General features: G+C 63.5%; 16 protein-coding genes. 10 read left to right on the plus strand and 6 right to left on the minus strand.

All coding sequences use genetic code 11. The features are described from left to right. Window positions 1-6: 6 nt before the first annotated feature. Genes GEV39_RS23725 through GEV39_RS23735 form a run of 3 tightly spaced genes read left to right on the plus strand, consistent with a single transcriptional unit; the run spans window position 7 to window position 3,788 of the window. Complete coding sequence (locus GEV39_RS23725; RefSeq protein ID WP_173891436.1) at window positions 7-1,341, plus strand: M16 family metallopeptidase; 1,335 nt, start codon at window positions 7-9, stop codon at window positions 1,339-1,341. Then, window positions 1,338-2,735: a M16 family metallopeptidase gene (locus GEV39_RS23730; protein WP_173891437.1), complete on the plus strand. Its 1,398-nt coding sequence runs from the start codon at window positions 1,338-1,340 to the stop codon at window positions 2,733-2,735. Before GEV39_RS23725 ends, GEV39_RS23730 begins: the two co-directional genes overlap by 4 nt. Window positions 2,736-2,795: 60 nt before the next feature. After that, entirely contained in the window at window positions 2,796-3,788 is a 993-nt protein-coding gene (locus GEV39_RS23735; RefSeq protein ID WP_173891438.1) for a hydrolase, read from the plus strand. A gap of 21 nt (window positions 3,789-3,809) precedes the next feature. On the opposite strand, the gene GEV39_RS23740 is transcribed toward GEV39_RS23735, so the two are convergent. Both GEV39_RS23740 and GEV39_RS23745 read right to left on the minus strand, forming a co-directional pair. Then, entirely contained in the window at window positions 3,810-4,664 is an 855-nt protein-coding gene (locus tag GEV39_RS23740; protein ID WP_173891439.1) for a sulfurtransferase, read from the minus strand. 48 nt (window positions 4,665-4,712) lie between these two features. Then, the gene (locus GEV39_RS23745; RefSeq protein WP_173891440.1) at window positions 4,713-5,378 is read right to left on the minus strand and encodes a TetR/AcrR family transcriptional regulator; all 666 of its coding nucleotides are present in this window, start codon (window positions 5,376-5,378) and stop codon (window positions 4,713-4,715) included. Between the two features lie 151 nt (window positions 5,379-5,529). On the opposite strand from GEV39_RS23745, the gene GEV39_RS23750 reads away from it, so the two are divergent. The 5 genes from GEV39_RS23750 to GEV39_RS23770 all read left to right on the plus strand — a co-directional run bounded on the left by GEV39_RS23750 (window position 5,530) and on the right by GEV39_RS23770 (window position 10,018). Continuing rightward, window positions 5,530-6,951 (plus strand): coniferyl aldehyde dehydrogenase, encoded by a 1,422-nt coding sequence (locus GEV39_RS23750; RefSeq protein ID WP_173891441.1) that lies wholly within the window; start codon window positions 5,530-5,532, stop codon window positions 6,949-6,951. A gap of 10 nt (window positions 6,952-6,961) precedes the next feature. Continuing rightward, the gene (locus tag GEV39_RS23755; RefSeq protein WP_115294992.1) at window positions 6,962-7,447 is read left to right on the plus strand and encodes a twin-arginine translocation pathway signal protein; all 486 of its coding nucleotides are present in this window, start codon (window positions 6,962-6,964) and stop codon (window positions 7,445-7,447) included. Window positions 7,448-7,467: 20 nt separating this feature from the next. Then, on the plus strand, window positions 7,468-9,066 hold the full coding sequence (locus GEV39_RS23760; RefSeq protein ID WP_173891442.1) for a GMC family oxidoreductase: 1,599 nt from the start codon (window positions 7,468-7,470) through the stop codon (window positions 9,064-9,066). 112 nt (window positions 9,067-9,178) lie between these two features. Further along, window positions 9,179-9,664 carry a pantetheine-phosphate adenylyltransferase gene (coaD, locus tag GEV39_RS23765; protein WP_173891443.1) on the plus strand — a complete coding sequence of 162 codons (486 nt, stop codon included), beginning with the start codon at window positions 9,179-9,181 and terminating at the stop codon, window positions 9,662-9,664. A gap of 102 nt (window positions 9,665-9,766) precedes the next feature. Next, window positions 9,767-10,018: a YfhL family 4Fe-4S dicluster ferredoxin gene (locus tag GEV39_RS23770; protein WP_009683359.1), complete on the plus strand. Its 252-nt coding sequence runs from the start codon at window positions 9,767-9,769 to the stop codon at window positions 10,016-10,018. Window positions 10,019-10,066: 48 nt separating this feature from the next. Here GEV39_RS23770 and mutM read toward each other — a convergent pair whose 3' ends face one another. Both mutM and GEV39_RS23780 read right to left on the minus strand, forming a co-directional pair. Then, entirely contained in the window at window positions 10,067-10,879 is an 813-nt protein-coding gene (mutM, locus tag GEV39_RS23775) for a bifunctional DNA-formamidopyrimidine glycosylase/DNA-(apurinic or apyrimidinic site) lyase (protein ID WP_173891444.1), read from the minus strand. 3 nt (window positions 10,880-10,882) lie between these two features. After that, the gene (locus tag GEV39_RS23780; protein ID WP_173891759.1) at window positions 10,883-11,701 is read right to left on the minus strand and encodes an HDOD domain-containing protein; all 819 of its coding nucleotides are present in this window, start codon (window positions 11,699-11,701) and stop codon (window positions 10,883-10,885) included. A gap of 178 nt (window positions 11,702-11,879) precedes the next feature. On the opposite strand from GEV39_RS23780, the gene GEV39_RS23785 reads away from it, so the two are divergent. Beyond that, a complete protein-coding gene (locus GEV39_RS23785) occupies window positions 11,880-13,076 on the plus strand; it encodes a class I SAM-dependent rRNA methyltransferase (RefSeq protein WP_054906221.1) in 1,197 nt (398 codons plus the stop codon). A 38-nt stretch (window positions 13,077-13,114) separates the two neighbouring features. Here GEV39_RS23785 and GEV39_RS23790 read toward each other — a convergent pair whose 3' ends face one another. Next, window positions 13,115-13,771 carry a magnesium transporter gene (locus tag GEV39_RS23790; protein WP_173891445.1) on the minus strand — a complete coding sequence of 219 codons (657 nt, stop codon included), beginning with the start codon at window positions 13,769-13,771 and terminating at the stop codon, window positions 13,115-13,117. A 477-nt stretch (window positions 13,772-14,248) separates the two neighbouring features. Between GEV39_RS23790 and ilvD the strand changes: the two genes are divergently transcribed. Next, window positions 14,249-16,090, plus strand: coding sequence for a dihydroxy-acid dehydratase (ilvD, locus tag GEV39_RS23795; protein ID WP_009683363.1), 1,842 nt, complete (start codon window positions 14,249-14,251; stop codon window positions 16,088-16,090). Between the two features lie 174 nt (window positions 16,091-16,264). On the opposite strand, the gene GEV39_RS23800 is transcribed toward ilvD, so the two are convergent. After that, the gene (locus GEV39_RS23800; protein ID WP_173891446.1) at window positions 16,265-17,320 is read right to left on the minus strand and encodes an HAD family hydrolase; all 1,056 of its coding nucleotides are present in this window, start codon (window positions 17,318-17,320) and stop codon (window positions 16,265-16,267) included. Between the last annotated feature and the right edge of the window lie 63 nt (window positions 17,321-17,383).

Genomic DNA, 17,383 nt, shown 5'->3' on the forward strand with positions numbered 1-17,383 from the left:
TCAGCGATGACTTCACCTGCGCCCGTCACCCTCGACCAGGTCTCGGCAGGATTGGCATCTGTGGTTTCAGCCGCCCCCTTGCCACTGCAGCACTTCACCCTGAGCAACGGTTTGTCCGTCTACCTGCGGCCAGACCACACCAGCCAGCTTGCCGCCGTGCAACTCTGGTATCACGTGGGTTCCAGCCATGAGCCCGCGGGCCACAGCAACCTGTCCCACCTCCTGGAACACCTGATTTTCGAAGGCAGCAGCAAACTTGCCGCCGGCCAGTACTCGCGAGTGATCGCCCGCCTGGGCGGCAACGCCAATGCCAGCACCCACGAAGAGGCGACGGCGTACGAGATAACGCTGCCGGTCGCTCGCCTGCCAATCGCGTTGGAGATCATGGCCGATGCCATGAACAGCGCAACCTTCGGCCAGGCAGAACTGGACCGGGAAAAGAAAGCCGTCGAGGACGAAAGGCGTCTCAAGTTCGACAACCACCCAGACCAACAGGCTTACGACCTTCACCTGGCGCTGGCCCATGGCGGCAATGCCTATGGGCAACCGAGCTTCGGTTCCCTGGCCGACCTTGCCGATATTGGACTGGAAACGCTGCGAACCTGGTATGCAACCTGGTACCGGCCCAACAACGCCACGCTGGTGGTGGTTGGCGGCATCGACCTGGCAACCCTGCGCACCCAGGTGGAGCAGTACTTCGCCAGCCTGCCGAGCGCGCCAGTGCCGCAGCGCCCCGTACCACGGCAAGACCAGCCGTTGCAGGCGCGCACGCAAACCGTGAGCCTGCCTGGGTTACGCGAAGGTCTGTTCATGTCGTTCAACGTACCGAGCAGAGCCACCGCACCGGATGCAGCCACCGCCCCTGCCCTCAAGTTGATCCGCGAGGTGCTGGCCGAGGGTTTCAGCGCCAGGCTCTACAGTGACCTGGTACGGGACAAACGCCTTCTTACCGGCATCAGCATCACCTATGAGCCCCTGCTGCGGGGTGACACCCTGCTGACCCTGTCAGCGTACGTGAACAGTACGAACAGCACGCCAGAAGAGGCTGCACAAGCCGTTTGCCGACACCTGGAAGAACTGCGCATTAGCGCAGTGCCCCCCGCCGAGCTCGAACGCGCGAAACTGCGCATGCTTGCACGCCGCATGTTCGAAGACAGCCAGGTGCTCCAAGCCGAGCGAATCGGCGAGGCCGCCGCTGCCGGCATCGCCGCCGCGGTCATTGACCAAGAAATCCAGATCATCCGCGACCTCGACAGCCAACAGATACAGCAGGTGGCACTTGCCTACCTGGGGCGCGAGCGGTTGACCACCAGCTACCTTCAGCCAGGAGCAACAGCATGATCCAGGTACTCCCCCCGGCCCATTTGCCGCTGACCTGCAACGGCCCGGCTGACGACACCGCCTTGGCGGCCATGGCCAACCTGCACTCGGCCCGGGGTATCGACCTTGGCCACATCCCCGACCTGCAAGCCCACCCTGAGCACTGGCAAACGGCAGAAGGCACCCGCGTCAGCTTCCTCGCACGCCACGACCGGCCCACGTTCGACCTGGCGTTACGCTTTCGCGCAGGCAGCGTACTCGACGGCGCCCACCCTGGGCTGGCGGCACTTGTGCTGTACAGCCTCGACCAAGGTACCGGGCAACTCGACGCCACGCGGTTCGCCGAGGAAGTGGCCGGTTTTGGCGCCATATTGGGCAGAAGGATCAGCGACGACAGCGCGCTTGTCACGCTACGCGCCCTGAGCCTGCCGGCACTGCGCGACAGTGTGATGCAATTGCTGACCGAGATTCTGGCCCGCCCGGCATTGCGAGCGGGCGATGTGGCCAAAATAGGCGAACGGCTCGTCTTCAGCCAGGCCAGGTATGGCAACCATCCGCTCCTGCGGATTACCAAGGCGGCCACCGCGCATATTTTCAGCGGCCACCCCTACGCGTCCACCCTGACGGCCCAAACCATCGCCAGCATTGACGATGACCAGATCCGGGCGTTTCACCAGCAGGCGTATTCGGCCAACAACCTCGACATCGGCCTGGTGGGCAACCTGACCCGAGAGGAAGCACGGCAGCTTGTCGACGACCTGGTACGGGCCCTGCCGCAAGGCTGGGCGGCGCAACGCACGCCATCGGTTCCCGACTACCAGGCATTGGACCTGAATCTCGCTGCGGCCAGCAGTACCACCCAAGCAACGCTCACCCTTGCAACGAACGTATCGGCCCAGGATCCGGTATTCCCAGCCCTGTATCTGCTCAACGCAATCCTGGGCAGTAGCTATGAGTCGCGCCTTACCCAGGAATTGCGCACCCTGCGCAACCTCACCTACGCCATCTCCTGCGACCTGAGGCCGCTGGATGCCGCCAGCCAGTTGCAGATCCACTGGGATATCGCCCCCCAGTACCGGGATGCCTCTGGCGCGCTGGTGTCGGCGATTCTGGCATGCCTGCGTGAACACGGCCCCAGCCAGGCCGAATGCGACATGGCGGTCAACCAGATCGCCGGTAAACTGCACGACAGCCTGGCAGACAACGCGAGAATGGCCCAGGCCTTGGCCACCTACAGCCACCAGGGCTTGGCGCCAGACCACCTGGGCACCTTCCTCGCTAGACTGTCGGCGCTTACGCCTGCCAATCTGCGTGAAGCGGCGCAAGTCTGGTTGCAGGCCCCACAGGTATTCGTCACCAGCGGCCCGGTTACCGAGCAATTGCCATTACCCAAACCGACCGCGCTCGACCAATAGCGCAGGTACAAAGGCGCTGTTTCGTGGCACTCTAGGCCGGCACATCACGAGTCGCCCAGCATGCCTAGCCTCAGCGCCCCTTTCCGTCCGGCCATCGGCCTGTCCAACCCTCATCTGCAAACATTGTGGGGCCCCCTGTGGCGCAAGCTGCCGGCGCTTGCGCGCAACCGGGAGCGCCTGTGGCTGGCTGATGGCGACTTCATCGACCTGGACTGGCATGGCCCGCACCAGCCGCAGGCGCCGCTGGTACTGGTGTTGCACGGGCTGACCGGTTCCTCTCACTCACCCTATGTGAAGGGCTTGCAGCAAACCCTGCAAGCGCGGGGCTGGGCCAGCGTGGCGGTGAACTGGCGCGGCTGCTCGGGCGAACCCAACCTGTTGCCCCGAAGCTATCACTCCGGCGCCAGCGAAGACCTGGCGGAAATCATCGGCCACGTGCGCGCCCAGCGCCCACTGGCACCGCTGTATGCGGTGGGTTATTCGCTGGGCGGCAATGTGTTGTTGAAGTACCTGGGTGAAAGCGGCGTCGCCAGCCAGCTGGAGGCTGCGGTAGCAGTCTCGGTACCGTTTCGGCTGGACCACTGCGCAGACCGCATCGGCCAGGGATTCTCCAAGGTGTACCAGGCGCACTTCATGCGCGAAATGCTGGCGTATGTACAACTCAAGCAGCGGCACTTCCATGCCCAGGGCCAGCATGACCGGTTGGCCGAACTCGAACGCCTGGGCCAGCTGAGCAACCTGCGCACATTCTGGGAGTTCGACGGCAAGGTCACGGCCCCCCTGAACGGTTTTCGCGATGTACACGACTACTATCGCCGCTCATCGAGCCACTTCTTTCTTGGCCAGAACCGCACGCCAACGCTGATCATTCAGTCCAGTGACGACCCGTTCGTGTCCAGCCACAGCTTGCCGACCGCGCGGGAACTGGCCCCGCAGACCCGTTTCGAGCTGCACCGCCGCGGCGGCCATGTGGGCTTTGTCGATGGCAGCCTGCGCAGGCCCGGGTACTACCTGGAACGGCGGATTCCGCAGTGGCTGGTGGAGGGCCAGTAACGCGCTCCATGCCAGACGTACCTAGTCGCCAGTGGCCACCCCATGCTCCGGATCAGTGATCCACTCACTCCACGACCCGGCATACAGCTTGCCCAGCGGGTAACCTGCCAGCGCCAGCGCAAACAGGTTGTGACACGCCGTCACCCCCGAGCCGCAATAAGACACCACGTGCTCCGGTGCCCGCCCGGCCAGCTTTTCGGCAAAGCGCTGCCTGAGCTGATCGGCCGGCAAAAAGCGCCCGTCAGGCCCCAAGTTGTCAGTAAACGCCGCGCACTGCGCGCCGGGGATATGCCCTGCCACCGGGTCGATGGGCTCCGCCTCGCCGCGAAAGCGCGGCAACGCTCGCGCATCGAGCAGGGTCAGGTCCGCGTTGCCCAGGCGCTTGGCCAGGTGGTCGGCATCGATCAGCAGCGCGGGGTCTGGCTCGCCGCTGAATGTGCCTTGGCGCTTGGATGCAGGGTCCAGGCTCAGGGGCAGGTGCGCTGCATGCCAGGCCTTCAGGCCACCGTCGAGAATGGCCACGCCGCTGCGCTTGCCCAACCAGACCAGCAGCCACCAGGCACGGGCAGCAAAGGCGCCGGGGCCGTCGTCGTACAGCACCACTTCGCTGTCGTTGTCCACACCCCACTCACGCAAGCGCTCGACCAGCCGCTGAGCATCGGGCAACGGGTGGCGCCCGGTACGCCCCTTGCTCACCGGCCCGCTGAGATCGCGGTCGAGGTCGGCAAAATGTGCACCGGCTATGTGCCCTTGCGCATAGCTGCGTTGGCCATAGTCGACATCTTCAAGGGCAAAGCGGCAGTCGAGGATCACCGATTTGGGCGAGCCCAGACGCTCGGCCAATTGTTGCGGGGTGATCAATTGCGCAAGGGGCATGACAATCTCCTGATCAATGACACAAAGCAATGACACTGGCGCCCCGGGCTACAGCTCCAGGGCCTGGTGGAACGGTACCTGAAATTCCTGGCACAGCGCGTCCACCGCGTGGCGGGCACTGTCGGTGACGAAACCCAGCTCCAGCACCAGTACCTGGTAGACGCCGCGCATGAAGGCTTCTTCACCCAGGTGCGCGGAGTGCTCGCGGGTGGTGCTGAGAAAACGTACCCACGAGGTCAGCACGATCCAGGCGTTGATGGTCAGCGATTCAATCTGCGCCGGCGCCATGGCCAGGATGCCAGCCTCGACAAAGCCGCGATAGATCGCCTGGCCCTGGCGCAGGCAGCGCTCGGAAAAACGCCGGTAGCGCGCGGCCAGTTCGGCATCGCTGTCCAGCAGATGCTCCAGGTCGCGGTGCAGGAAGCGGTAGTTCCACATCGCCGCCAATAGCGCCTTGAGGTAGAACCGCTTGTCATCCACGGTCGCCGCACGCCCTTGCGGCGGGCGCAGGAAACTGTCCACCAATTCTTCGTACTGGCTGAACAACACCGCGATGATCGCCTGCTTGTTAGGGAAGTGGTAATACAGGTTGCCAGGCGAAATTTCCATGTGTGCGGCAATGTGGTTGGTACTGACGCTTCTCTCGCCCTGCTGGTTGAACAGCTCCAGGCTGTTCTGCACGATGCGCTCTCGGGTCTTCATGCGCGGGGCCATGCTCAAGCTCCCAGTCTGCAGGCTTTGATGAAGGTTTATCTTACGGCGATTCACCCGGCTGATACACCGGTCTGTGCAAGGGTAATACTCGCGCCAAAGCAAAAGTTAGAGTATAGACTCTATAAACCTGAAGCTCAGCCAGGAGACTGCCGTGACCTCGCCCATCGCCCTGCCTAACGTGCACGCTCTGGAGGCAACATTCAGCGCCCAGCGCCAGGCGTTCGCCGGCAACCCTCTGCCACCGGCAACACAACGGCGGCAGTGGCTGAAAAGCTTGCGCGAGGCCCTGCTGGCCAACCAGCAGCAGCTGATCGCAGCAATCGATGCCGACTTCAGCGGGCGCAGCGCCGATGAAACGTTGCTGGCCGAGCTACTGCCCTCGGTGCAGGGCATACGTCATGCCGAGCGCCACCTGCAACGCTGGATGCGCCCATCCAGGCGGGCCGTGGGGCTGGCATTCCAGCCTGCCAGCGCGCGGGTGCTTTACCAGCCGCTAGGCGTTGTAGGCATCATCGTGCCGTGGAATTACCCGTTGTTTCTCGCCATCGGCCCGCTCACCTGTGCCCTGGCCGCTGGCAACCGGGTCATGCTCAAGCTCAGCGAGGCCACCCCGGCTACTGGCCAAGCCCTACAAGCCCTGCTGCAACGGGTGTTTCCGGAAGACCTGGTCAGTGTAGTGCTTGGCGAGGTCGAGGTCGGCCAGGCGTTCGCTCGCCTGCCGTTCGATCATTTGCTGTTCACCGGTGCCACCAGCATAGGCCGCCAGGTCATGCTGGCGGCCGCGCAAAACCTAACGCCGGTGACCCTGGAACTGGGCGGCAAATCCCCGGCCATCGTATCGGCCAGCGTACCGTTGAAAACAGCCGCCGAGCGCATCGCCTTCGGCAAGACGCTCAACGCCGGCCAGACCTGCGTCGCCCCCGACTACGTGCTGGTGCCGCGCGAGCGCCTGAATGCTTTCGCCGATGCCTACGGCACCGCCGTACGGCGCATGTACCCTCGCATTGCCGACAACCCTGACTACAGCGCCATCATCAATCCCCGGCAACTGGCACGCCTTGAGCACTTGCTGCAGGACGCGCGCGGCAAAGGTGCGCAGGTGACCGACCTGTACGCCCACGAGAAACGCCAGGGGCGGCGCCTGCCGCCACACGTGCTGACCAAGGTGAACGACACCATGCAGGTCATGCAGGACGAAATATTCGGCCCGCTGCTGCCGCTGGTGCCCTACGACACGCTCGATGACGCACTGGCCTACATCAACCAGCGCCCGCGGCCCTTGGCGTTGTACTACTTCGGCTACGACGGCGGCGAACAGCAACAGGTGTTGCAACACAGCCATTCCGGCGGGGTATGCCTGAACGATACCTTGCTGCATGTGGCTCAGGACGACCTGCCGTTCGGTGGCATAGGCCCCTCGGGCATGGGGCACTATCACGGCCATGAAGGCTTCCTGACCTTCAGCAAGGCCAAGGCGGTACTGGCCAAGCAACGCTTCAACGCCGCACGGCTGATTTACCCGCCTTACGGCAAAGCCCTGCAGCGCCTGGTCTACAAGTTGTTCATCCGCTGAGGCCCGGGCCATGCACCGTCGCGACCTGCTACGTTTCAGCGTTGCCGCAAGCACCTTCCTGGCCGGTGCCAGCCTGGTGGGCTGCAGCGCACAAACGGCCGCGCCGGGGTTTCAGGCGCTGCGCCACGATGACCTGCCACTGTTGCGCGCGCTGATACCGGTGGTGCTCAGCGGCACGCTGGCCACCGATACGCTGGTACTGCGCAGCCTCGATTACAAGCTGGCAGCGCTGTCGCCGGAGATGCTCAAACTCACCCGGCAATTGTTCGACGTGCTCAGCCTGCCGCTGACCCGCGGCCCACTGACCGGCATCTGGGGTGCCTGGGCCCAGGCCGCGCCCGCCCAGGTCGAGGCTTTCCTGCAGCGCTGGCAGGGCAGCTCGCTGAACCTGCTGCGCATGGGCCATGCCTCGCTGCTGCAACTGCTGCAAATGGCCTGGTACGAGCGCCCCGAGTCCTGGGCCGCCTGCGGTTACCCCGGCCCACCGAAAATCTGAACACGACAAGAGCATCGCCAATGCCTGTGCCTGACCCGTTTCGCCAAGGCCTCGACCGCGGGTGGAACACCCACGACGCCTCACGCCTGGAACACGACCTGCAACTGCACGCCGATATCGCCGTGATCGGCAGCGGTGCCGGCGGCGCCACCAGCGCACAGCTGCTCAGCGCCGCGGGCTTCAAGGTATTGCTGATCGAAGAAGGCCCGTTGAAGACCAGCAGCGACTTCAAGCTGCTGGAGCACGAAGCCTATGCCAGCCTCTATCAGGAGGGCCTGGGGCGCATGAGCAAGGATGGCGCCATTACCATCCTGCAAGGCCGTGCCGTAGGCGGCACCACGCTGGTGAACTGGACGTCGAGCTTTCGCACCCCGCCGCAGACCCTGGCGCACTGGGCCTCGGCCCATGGCGTACAAGGGCTCGGCGAAGATGAGCTGCGCCCTTGGTTCGAGCGCATGGAGCTGGAGCTGGGTATCACACCCTGGGCCATGCCACCGAATGCCAACAACGACGTGCTGCGCCGTGGCTGCGAACAACTGGGTTATCGCTGGGCAGTCATCCCGCGCAACGTGCGCGGCTGCTGGAACCTGGGTTACTGCGGCATGGGTTGCCCGGTGAATGCCAAGCAATCGATGCTGGTGACGCGCATTCCCGCCACCCTCGAACAAGGCGGCGAGCTGCTTTACCTGGCCCGGGCCGAGCGCTTCAGCCACAACGGCGAGCGCATCCAACACCTGACCTGCCAGGCCCTGGATACGCAAGGCATCCTACCGACAGGTCGGCAAGTGACAGTACACGCGCGCCATTACATCCTCGCAGGCGGCGGCATCAACAGCCCGGCCCTGCTGCTGCGCTCCAACGCCCCTGACCCGTATGGCCGCCTGGGCAAACGCACCTTCCTGCACCTAGTCAACTTCAGCGCCGCACGCTTCAACGAACGCATCGACCCCTACTACGGCGCGCCGCAGTCGATCTACAGCGACCATTTCCAGTGGCAGCACGGCACAGAGGGGCCGGTAGGCTACAAGCTTGAAGTACCGCCGCTGCACCCGGCCTTGGCCAGCACCCTGCTGGGTGGCCATGGCCAGGACAATACCCGACGCATGGCCGAATTGCCCAACACCCATGTCATGCTGGCCTTGCTGCGCGACGGGTTTCACCCGCAAAGCCAGGGCGGCAGCGTTGAACTGCGCGGTGACGGCTCCCCCGTGCTCGATTACCCGGTCAGCGACTACCTGCGTGACGGCTTGCGGCGCGCCTACCGCAGCATGGCGCAGGTCCAGTTCGCCGCCGGCGCGGTCGAGGTAACCCCGGTGCACAGCGATGCCAGCGGCGCTGCCAGCCTGGAACAGGCCTTGGCCATGATCGACCGTCTACCGCTGGAGCCCTTCCGTGCGCGCCTGGGCAGCGCCCATGTGATGGGTGGCTGCGCCATGGGCGAAGACCCGCGCCAGGCGGTGTGCGACAGCCTGGGGCGCCATCACCAGCTGGAAAACCTGTCGGTTCACGACGGCTCGCTGTTCCCCACCAGCATCGGCGCCAACCCACAGCTGTCGGTGTATGCCATCAGCGCCAGGCTCAGTGAAGCGTTGGCTACCCGCCTGGCACACAACGCATGACAACGAATACATGCCCTGTCTATAGTGCCATCAGCCGGCCGCATGACTTGGCCGGGGCGCCGTCGCTGCGCTACCATCCGACTCCCCAACGCACTCCAGCCAGGATGACGCGATGAACCGAGTGTTGTACCCGGGTACTTTCGACCCCATTACCAGAGGCCACGGCGACCTGGTCGAGCGTGCTTCGCGCCTGTTCGACCACGTGATCATCGCAGTGGCGGCCAGCCCGAAGAAAAACCCGCTGTTCCCGCTGGAGCAACGTGTCGCGCTCGCCCGTGAGGTCACCAAGCACCTGCCCAATGTCGAAGTCATCGGCTTCTCTTCGCTGCTGGCGCATTTCGCCAAGGAACAGGGCGCCAATGTGTTGCTGCGCGGCCTGCGTGCGGTTTCCGACTTCGAATACGAGTTCCAGTTGGCGAACATGAACCGGCAACTGGCACCCGATGTGGAGAGCCTGTTCCTGACGCCTTCGGAACGCTATTCGTTCATTTCCTCGACCCTGGTCCGGGAAATCGCCGCATTGGGCGGTGATATCAGCAAATTCGTCCACCCTGCGGTGGCCGAGGCACTGACCGAGCGTTTCAAGAAGCAAGCCTGACCGCCTGATTGTCGCGCCCGCGTGCACTGCGGGCGCGAATGCGGCACAATTGTGCCCATTGCGTTGAACATGCCCGGGCGCTGAGCCCCGGCCGGAGTCCCCATGTCCCTGATCATTACCGACGATTGCATCAATTGCGACGTCTGCGAACCCGAGTGCCCGAACGAGGCCATCTCCCAAGGCGAAGAGATCTACGTGATCGACCCCAACCTGTGCACCCAGTGCGTGGGTCATTACGACGAGCCGCAGTGCCAGCAGGTTTGCCCGGTCGATTGCATCCCGCTGGATGAGGCGCACCCGGAAACCGAAGAGCAATTGATGGCCAAGTACCGGCGTATTACCGGCAAGGCCTGAACCCTCAGCCCTGCGCGGTTTCTGTAGGAGCGGCAATCACCTGTAGCCTCAGCGCTGGCAGCGTGGGCAGAACACGCTCGCCCGCTGCCCCAGTTTCACTTCGCGCAGCTCCGTACCGCATACCTTGCACGGCTGCCCAGCCCGCCCGTACACGAACAGGGTCTGCTGGAAGTACCCCGGCTGCCCGTCACCGCCGATGAAATCGCGCAAGGTGGTACCGCCCTGCTCGATCGCCGCCGCCAGTACCCGCTTGATCTCGATCGCCAGCTTCAGGTAACGCGCCCGGGAAATCCCCCCGGCCGCGCGGCGTGGATCGATGCCGGCAGCGAACAGCGCCTCGCTGGCGTAGATGTTGCCCACCCCCACCACCACCGCGTTATCCATGATGAACGGCTTGACCGCCATCGAGCGCCCACGGGACAGCTGGTACAGCCGCTCGCCGTCGAACAGGTCGGTCAGCGGCTCCGGCCCCAGGCGCAGCAGCAGCTCGTGGCGCAACGGGTCCTGGCTCCAGAGCATGGCACCAAAACGGCGAGGGTCGGTGTAGCGCAGCATCAGCCCCGACTCCAGCTCGATATCGACATGCTCATGCTTGGCCGCCGGCAAGCCCTGCTCGACCAGGCGCAAGTTGCCCGACATGCCCAGATGGCTGATCAGGGTGCCGACTTCGGCATTGATCAGCAGGTACTTGGCGCGCCGTTCGACAGTGACGATGCGCTGCCCCGACAGGCGCACATCGAGGTCTTCGGGAATGGGCCAGCGCAAGCGCCGGTCACGCACCACCACGCGGCTGACGCGCTGGCCTTCCAGGTGCGGCGCAATACCGCGCCGGGTGGTCTCTACTTCGGGTAATTCCGGCATGTGTCAGTGCCCGCCTAACTCACGAATGTTCTGCTTGAGGTTTTCGAAATCGTAATCCGACAGGCCAATGTAATCGAGCACCAGCGGGCCGACCACACGCCATTCGTGGTCGACTGCCTGATTGCCCAGCACCCGGTAAGAGGCACAGATATGCTCGGCCATCTTCAGCACCGCCAGCAGGTTTTTCAGCTGGCTCTGGGTGTTGCGCGCGGTGTCGTCGCGGAACACTGCCAGGGCATTGTGGTGGTTGGCGATGGCGGCAGTGAGGTGCTCCGGCAGGCGCCAGGACTTGGCGGTGAAGTAGCCGACCACCGAATGGTTGGTATTGAAGGCGCGGTTTTCGGTATCCACCACCCGCGTTTCGCCGCTGGCCTTGGCATAGGCTTCTTCCAGCACCTCCATGTAGTTGGGGAAGCGCTTGAGCATCAACGGCACGCCACAGTCGTGGAACAGGCCCAGGGTGTAGGCCTCGTCTGCGGGCTGGATACCGGTGCGCTTGGCCAGGGTCAGGCAGGTCATCGCCACATCCTGGGCGGTATCCCAGAAGCGGTTGAGGGTGACGATGGTCTCGTCGCTCATCTCGCCTTTGATCGACTGGGCATTGATCAGGTTGATGATCGAACGGCTGCCCAGCAGGTTCACTGCGCGCTGGATCGAACCGATCTTGTTGGACAGGCCAAAATGCGGCGAATTGACCAGCTTGAGCAGGGCGCCGGACAGGCCTGGGTCCTGGGAAATCAACTTGGCGATGGTTTCCAGGTCCGGGTCAGGCATGTACTGCTCGAACTGCAGGTCAACCATGATCTGCGGTTGCGGCGGGATGGTGATGCCTTGCAAGGCTTGCTGGATCTGTTCGGCGCTGAGTTCTTGGGACATACGTGCACACTCGTTTAGGACGAGGAATTCTAACCCAGGTGGCCGTGCCGGCGCTTTGTCGTACCTCGAACCGAAGTACCGGCCAACAGGGTATAATCCCGCTCTTTTTTCCCGGAGCGACGTCATGTCCCTGCCCAGCCTTCGCCTCAAAGCCAATGCCGACCGCCGCCTGCGCGCCGGCCACCTGTGGGTCTACAGCAACGAAGTCGATGTCAGCGCGACCCCACTGCAAGGCTTCCAGGCCGGCCAGCAGGCCATTCTCGAGGCGGCCAACGGCAAACCGTTGGGCATCGTCGCACTCAGCCCGAATAACCTGATCTGCGCACGCCTGCTGTCGCGCGACATCAAGCTGCCGCTGGACAAGTCGCTGCTGGTGCACCGCCTCAACGTCGCCCTGTCGCTGCGCGAGCGCCTGTTCGACCAGCCGTGCTACCGCCTGGTCTATGGCGATTCCGACCTGCTGCCAGGGCTGGTGGTCGACCGCTTCTTCGACATCCTCGTGGTGCAGCTGGCCTCGGCCACCATGGAAGCGCACAAGGACGACGTGATCGCTGCCCTGGTGCAAGTGCTCAAACCCAGCGGCATCCTGTTCAAGAACGATTCCGCCGCCCGCGACGCCGAAGGCTTGCAGCGCTATGTCGAGACCGTCTACGGCGAGGTGCCGGACTGGGTGCCGCTGGAAGAGAACGGCGTCAAGTTCGAAGCTCCGGTGCGTGAAGGCCAGAAGACCGGCTGGTTCTACGACCACCGCATGAACCGTGCGCGCCTGGCGCCGTACGTCAAGGGCAAGCGTGTGCTCGACCTGTTCAGCTACATCGGTGGCTGGGGCGTGCAGGCCGGTGCTTTCGGCGCCAGCGAAGTGTTCTGCGTCGATGCCTCGGGCTTTGCCCTGGATGGCGTGGAGCGTAACGCCGCGCTGAACGGCATCAGCGAAAAGCTGACTTGCATCGAAGGCGATGTGTTCGAAGCCCTGCGCGAACTGAAGGCTGCCGAAGAACGCTTCGACGTGATCATTGCCGACCCACCCGCTTTCATCAAGCGCAAGAAAGACCTGAAGAACGGCGAGGCCGCTTACCGCCGGCTGAACGAACAGGCCATGCGCATGCTGAGCAAGGACGGCATCCTGGTCAGCGCCTCGTGCTCCATGCACCTGCCCGAGGACGACCTGCACAACATTCTGCTGACCAGCGCCCGCCACCTGGACCGCAACCTGCAGCTGCTCGAGCGCGGCGGCCAGGGCCCCGACCACCCGGTGCACCCGGCCATTGCCGAAACCCGCTACATCAAGAGCATCACCTGCCGGTTGCTGCCCAACAGCTGATCAGTGAGGGCCGGGGGCATGATGCCCCCAGGCTCGTATCAGATATCCAGGACCTGCGTCGCGATCCCGAAATAAACCAGTACCCCCGCCGCATCGGCAATCGAAGTGATCAGTGGCCCACTGGCCGTTGCCGGGTCCAGCTTGAAACGGCTGAGCAGAAACGGCAGGCTCATGCCGATCATGCTGCCGACCAGCACGATCACCACCATGCTGCTGGCTACAATCAGCGCAATCTGTGGCCCGCCGCGCAATACCCCCAGCGACGCCACGGCAACGGCCATGGTTGCCCCCAATGCCAAAGCCACGCCGAACTCACGCCCGAGCATGCGCCACCAATCGCGCATGCCCACCTCACCCGTGGCTAGCCCCCGCACCATCAACGTCGCAGACTGGGCGCCGGCATTGCCGCCGCTGTCTACCAACAACGGCAGGAAGAACACCAAGGCAATGTTCGCAGCGATGGTCTCTTCAAAGGCCGCAATGCCTGCACCGGAAAACAGGTTGCCAAATACCAGCACCACCAGCCACAGCACGCGCTTGCGGTAAAGCAGCCCGAGGGTTGCGTCCCGAAGATTGCCAATGTGGTTGGTGATCGAAGCGCCTTTGTGGAAGTCTTCGGTCGCCTCGCGCCGCTGCGCCTCAAGGGCTGCGTGGGCGTCCGGCTGAAGGAGGTTCTTGTCGATTTGCTGTTGCATGCAATTCTCCAGGCGCCGACCCAGGCGCCTGGGACTTCAGCCTCGCGAGCTCAAGCCTTCGGCGGCCCTGGCGGCGACGCGCTCAGTGCCAGATAGCAGGTTCGTGATGAACCGGTTACTGGGAAGGTCCATTGAGGGATATCTCGTGATACCGCACATGCGGCGGCCGAATGATAGCCAGGCGGGGTAGGCCGGTCAGCCCCTTCGGCACCCTTTCAGAAGCGTCCTACAAACATCGACCGTTTAGGCCAAAGCCACCGTCCAGACACATCGCCATTCCCTCGCCGCGCCAGCGGTGTAGAATCGGCCTATTCATCGCCAGTCATCCCCGGCGGGTTTATGAGCTCTGGCCAAGCACGCGGCGATCCCGTGGTGTCTTCGGCCTCATCCGTGCCAGTGGCAACCGGCCTGCGGCGCAAAGGACCACAGAAGCTCACTTCCCTTTACGTGACCTGATTCAGCCGCCAGGAGTGTTTCATGCCTGATTACCGTTCCAAGACTTCCACCCAGGGCCGCAACATGGCCGGCGCCCGTGCCCTGTGGCGCGCCACCGGCATGAAGGACGAAGACTTCAAGAAACCGATCATCGCCATCGCCAACTCGTTCACCCAGTTCGTCCCCGGCCACGTGCACCTGAAGGACCTGGGCCAGCTGGTCGCGCGCGAAATCGAACGCGCCGGTGGCGTAGCCAAGGAATTCAACACCATCGCGGTCGACGACGGCATCGCCATGGGCCACGACGGCATGCTGTACTCGCTGCCCAGCCGCGAGATCATTGCCGACGCCGTGGAATACATGGTCAACGCCCACTGCGCCGATGCCATTGTGTGCATCTCCAACTGCGACAAGATCACCCCTGGCATGCTGATGGCCGCCCTGCGCCTGAACATCCCGGTGATCTTCGTCTCGGGCGGCCCGATGGAAGCCGGCAAGACCAAGCTGGCCAGCCACGGCCTGGACCTGGTCGACGCCATGGTCATCGCCGCCGACTCCAGCGCATCCGACGAGAAAGTCGCCGAGTACGAGCGCAGCGCCTGCCCGACCTGCGGTTCGTGCTCCGGCATGTTCACCGCCAACTCGATGAACTGCCTGACCGAAGCCCTGGGCCTGGCCCTGCCGGGCAACGGCTCGACCCTGGCCACCCACTCGGACCGCGAGCAGCTGTTCCTGACGGCCGGGCGCACCATCGTCGAACTCTGCAAACGCTACTACGGCGAGAACGACGAATCGGTACTGCCACGCAGCATCGCCAACTTCAAGGCGTTCGAGAACGCCATGATGCTCGACATCGCCATGGGCGGCTCGACCAATACCATCCTGCACCTGCTGGCCGCTGCTCAGGAAGGCGAGGTAGCCTTCGACCTGCGCGACATCGACCGCCTGTCGCGCAAAGTGCCGCAGCTGTGCAAAGTGGCGCCCAACATCCAGAAGTACCACATGGAAGACGTGCACCGCGCTGGCGGCATCTTCAGCATCCTCGGTTCGCTGGCCCGTGGCGGCCTGCTGCACACCGACCTGCCGACCGTGCACAGCCGCAGCATGGAAGAAGCCATCGCCAAATGGGACATCACCCAGACTGACGACGAAGCCGTGCACACCTTCTTCAAGGCCGGCCCTGCCGGGATCCCGACCCAGACCGCATTCAGCCAGTCGACCCGCTGGGAAACCCTCGATGACGACCGCGAGAACGGCTGCATCCGCAGCTTCGAGCACGCCTATTCGCAAGAAGGCGGCCTGGCCGTGCTGTACGGCAACATCGCGCTGGATGGTTGCGTGGTGAAGACCGCCGGTGTCGACGAGTCGATCCACGTGTTTGAAGGTACCGCGAAGATCTTCGAAAGCCAGGACAGTGCCGTGCGCGGCATCCTCGCCGACGAAGTGAAGGCCGGCGACATCGTGATCATCCGCTACGAAGGCCCGAAAGGTGGCCCGGGCATGCAGGAAATGCTCTACCCGACCTCGTACCTGAAGTCCAAAGGCCTAGGCAAGGCCTGCGCCCTGCTGACCGACGGCCGCTTCTCGGGTGGCACCTCGGGCCTTTCCATCGGCCACGCTTCGCCGGAGGCTGCTGCAGGCGGCGCTATCGGCCTGGTGCGCGACGGTGACAAGGTACTGATCGACATTCCCAACCGTTCGATCAACCTGCTCGTCAGTGATGAAGAGCTGGCTGCGCGCCGTGTAGAGCAGGACAAGAAAGGCTGGAAACCGGCTGAAGTCCGCCCGCGCAAGGTGACCACCGCACTGAAGGCTTATGCGTTGCTGGCCACCAGTGCCGACAAGGGTGCTGTACGTAACAAGGCGATGCTCGAAGGGCTGTAAGGCTTCGATAGCATGAATGGAAAACCGGCGCATTGTGCGCCGGTTTTTTTATGCCTGCACCGGGCTCTTCGCGGGCTCGCCCGCTCCCACAGGGACCGCACAGCATCTGAAAGTCATGCAATGCAAGTGGGAGCGGGCGAGCCCGCGAAGAGGCCGGCCCACTCTACACAAGCCTTACTGGATCTGCTCCGGCGTCACAACCACCCAGTTCTTGTCCGCCGTCACCGGCAACCCTTCTTTGGCCTGCGCCGCTGCATGTTTGGCAATCATGCCGTTCAACTGGTCCATGTACTTGGCCTTGCGGTTGATCCACAGGTGGATACCGCCCTTGCCGACGTCTACCCCATGAAACTGCATGTAGCCATCACTGGTTGGCGTGTCGCCGCCCACCAGCACCGGCTTCTTCCACTCATCGATGTAAGTAAGGATCGCCGCCTGCTTGCCCGCCATCCAGGTGGCCGGGGTCCACAGGTACGGGGTCAGTTCCAGCCCTTCGTTGGCTTTGGCGTCGTAGTGCCCGGCACTGATCTGCTTGCGCGCGGTGGTCAACTGGCCATTGGCGCGGTCCTTGAGCAACAGGCTCACGCCAATCACATTCTGCGGCTTCACGTTGTAGCCGTATTTGGGGTCCGAGGCCACCATGCGCACCAACTCTTCAGAGGCGGCCGAAATCACATAGACCTCGATGCCGTTTTCCATCAGCTTGTTGTACAGCTCGGCCTGGCCCTTGAATACCTTGGGCGGCTGCACGTCGATCGCCTTCACCTGGTCGCCATCGTAATAGGTGCTGGGAATCGGCTGGGTCGAAGCCATCAGTTCGTCCACCTGCACCTTCAACGCCTTGAGGGTGAAGCCGGAAAACACCTGGGCGACCCACGGGTAGCACACCATGTCGTCGATTTCGCACAACCGGTAGTAGTAGCTGAACAGGCTTTCCTTGTGCTCGGCGGTGTCCTTGAACGGTATCAGCTTCAGCGACGGGTCGAGCTTGTCACGGCTCAGCAACCCTTTGTTTTCCATGAACGGCAGCAAGGCTTCTTCCAGGTCATAGCGGTAACTGGTGTTGTCCATGTCGAACACCGCATAGTTACCTTTGTTGGCATTGGCAGCGATCATGCTGTCGAGCTGCCTGGCCGCCTCGGCAGGCCAGTGCTTGAGCTCGGTGGCGAAGGTTTCGATACTGAACAGCAGGGACAAGCCGATAGCGGCAGCTTTCACGGCGACTTTCATGTACGAATCTCCTGAAATGATCTACCAACGCTAGTGCAACCCGACCGATGGGCGGCAGTCCAC

This window comes from Pseudomonas sp. NY5710 (assembly GCF_013305665.1).
In the GTDB taxonomy this organism is placed as follows: domain Bacteria; phylum Pseudomonadota; class Gammaproteobacteria; order Pseudomonadales; family Pseudomonadaceae; genus Aquipseudomonas; species Aquipseudomonas juntendi.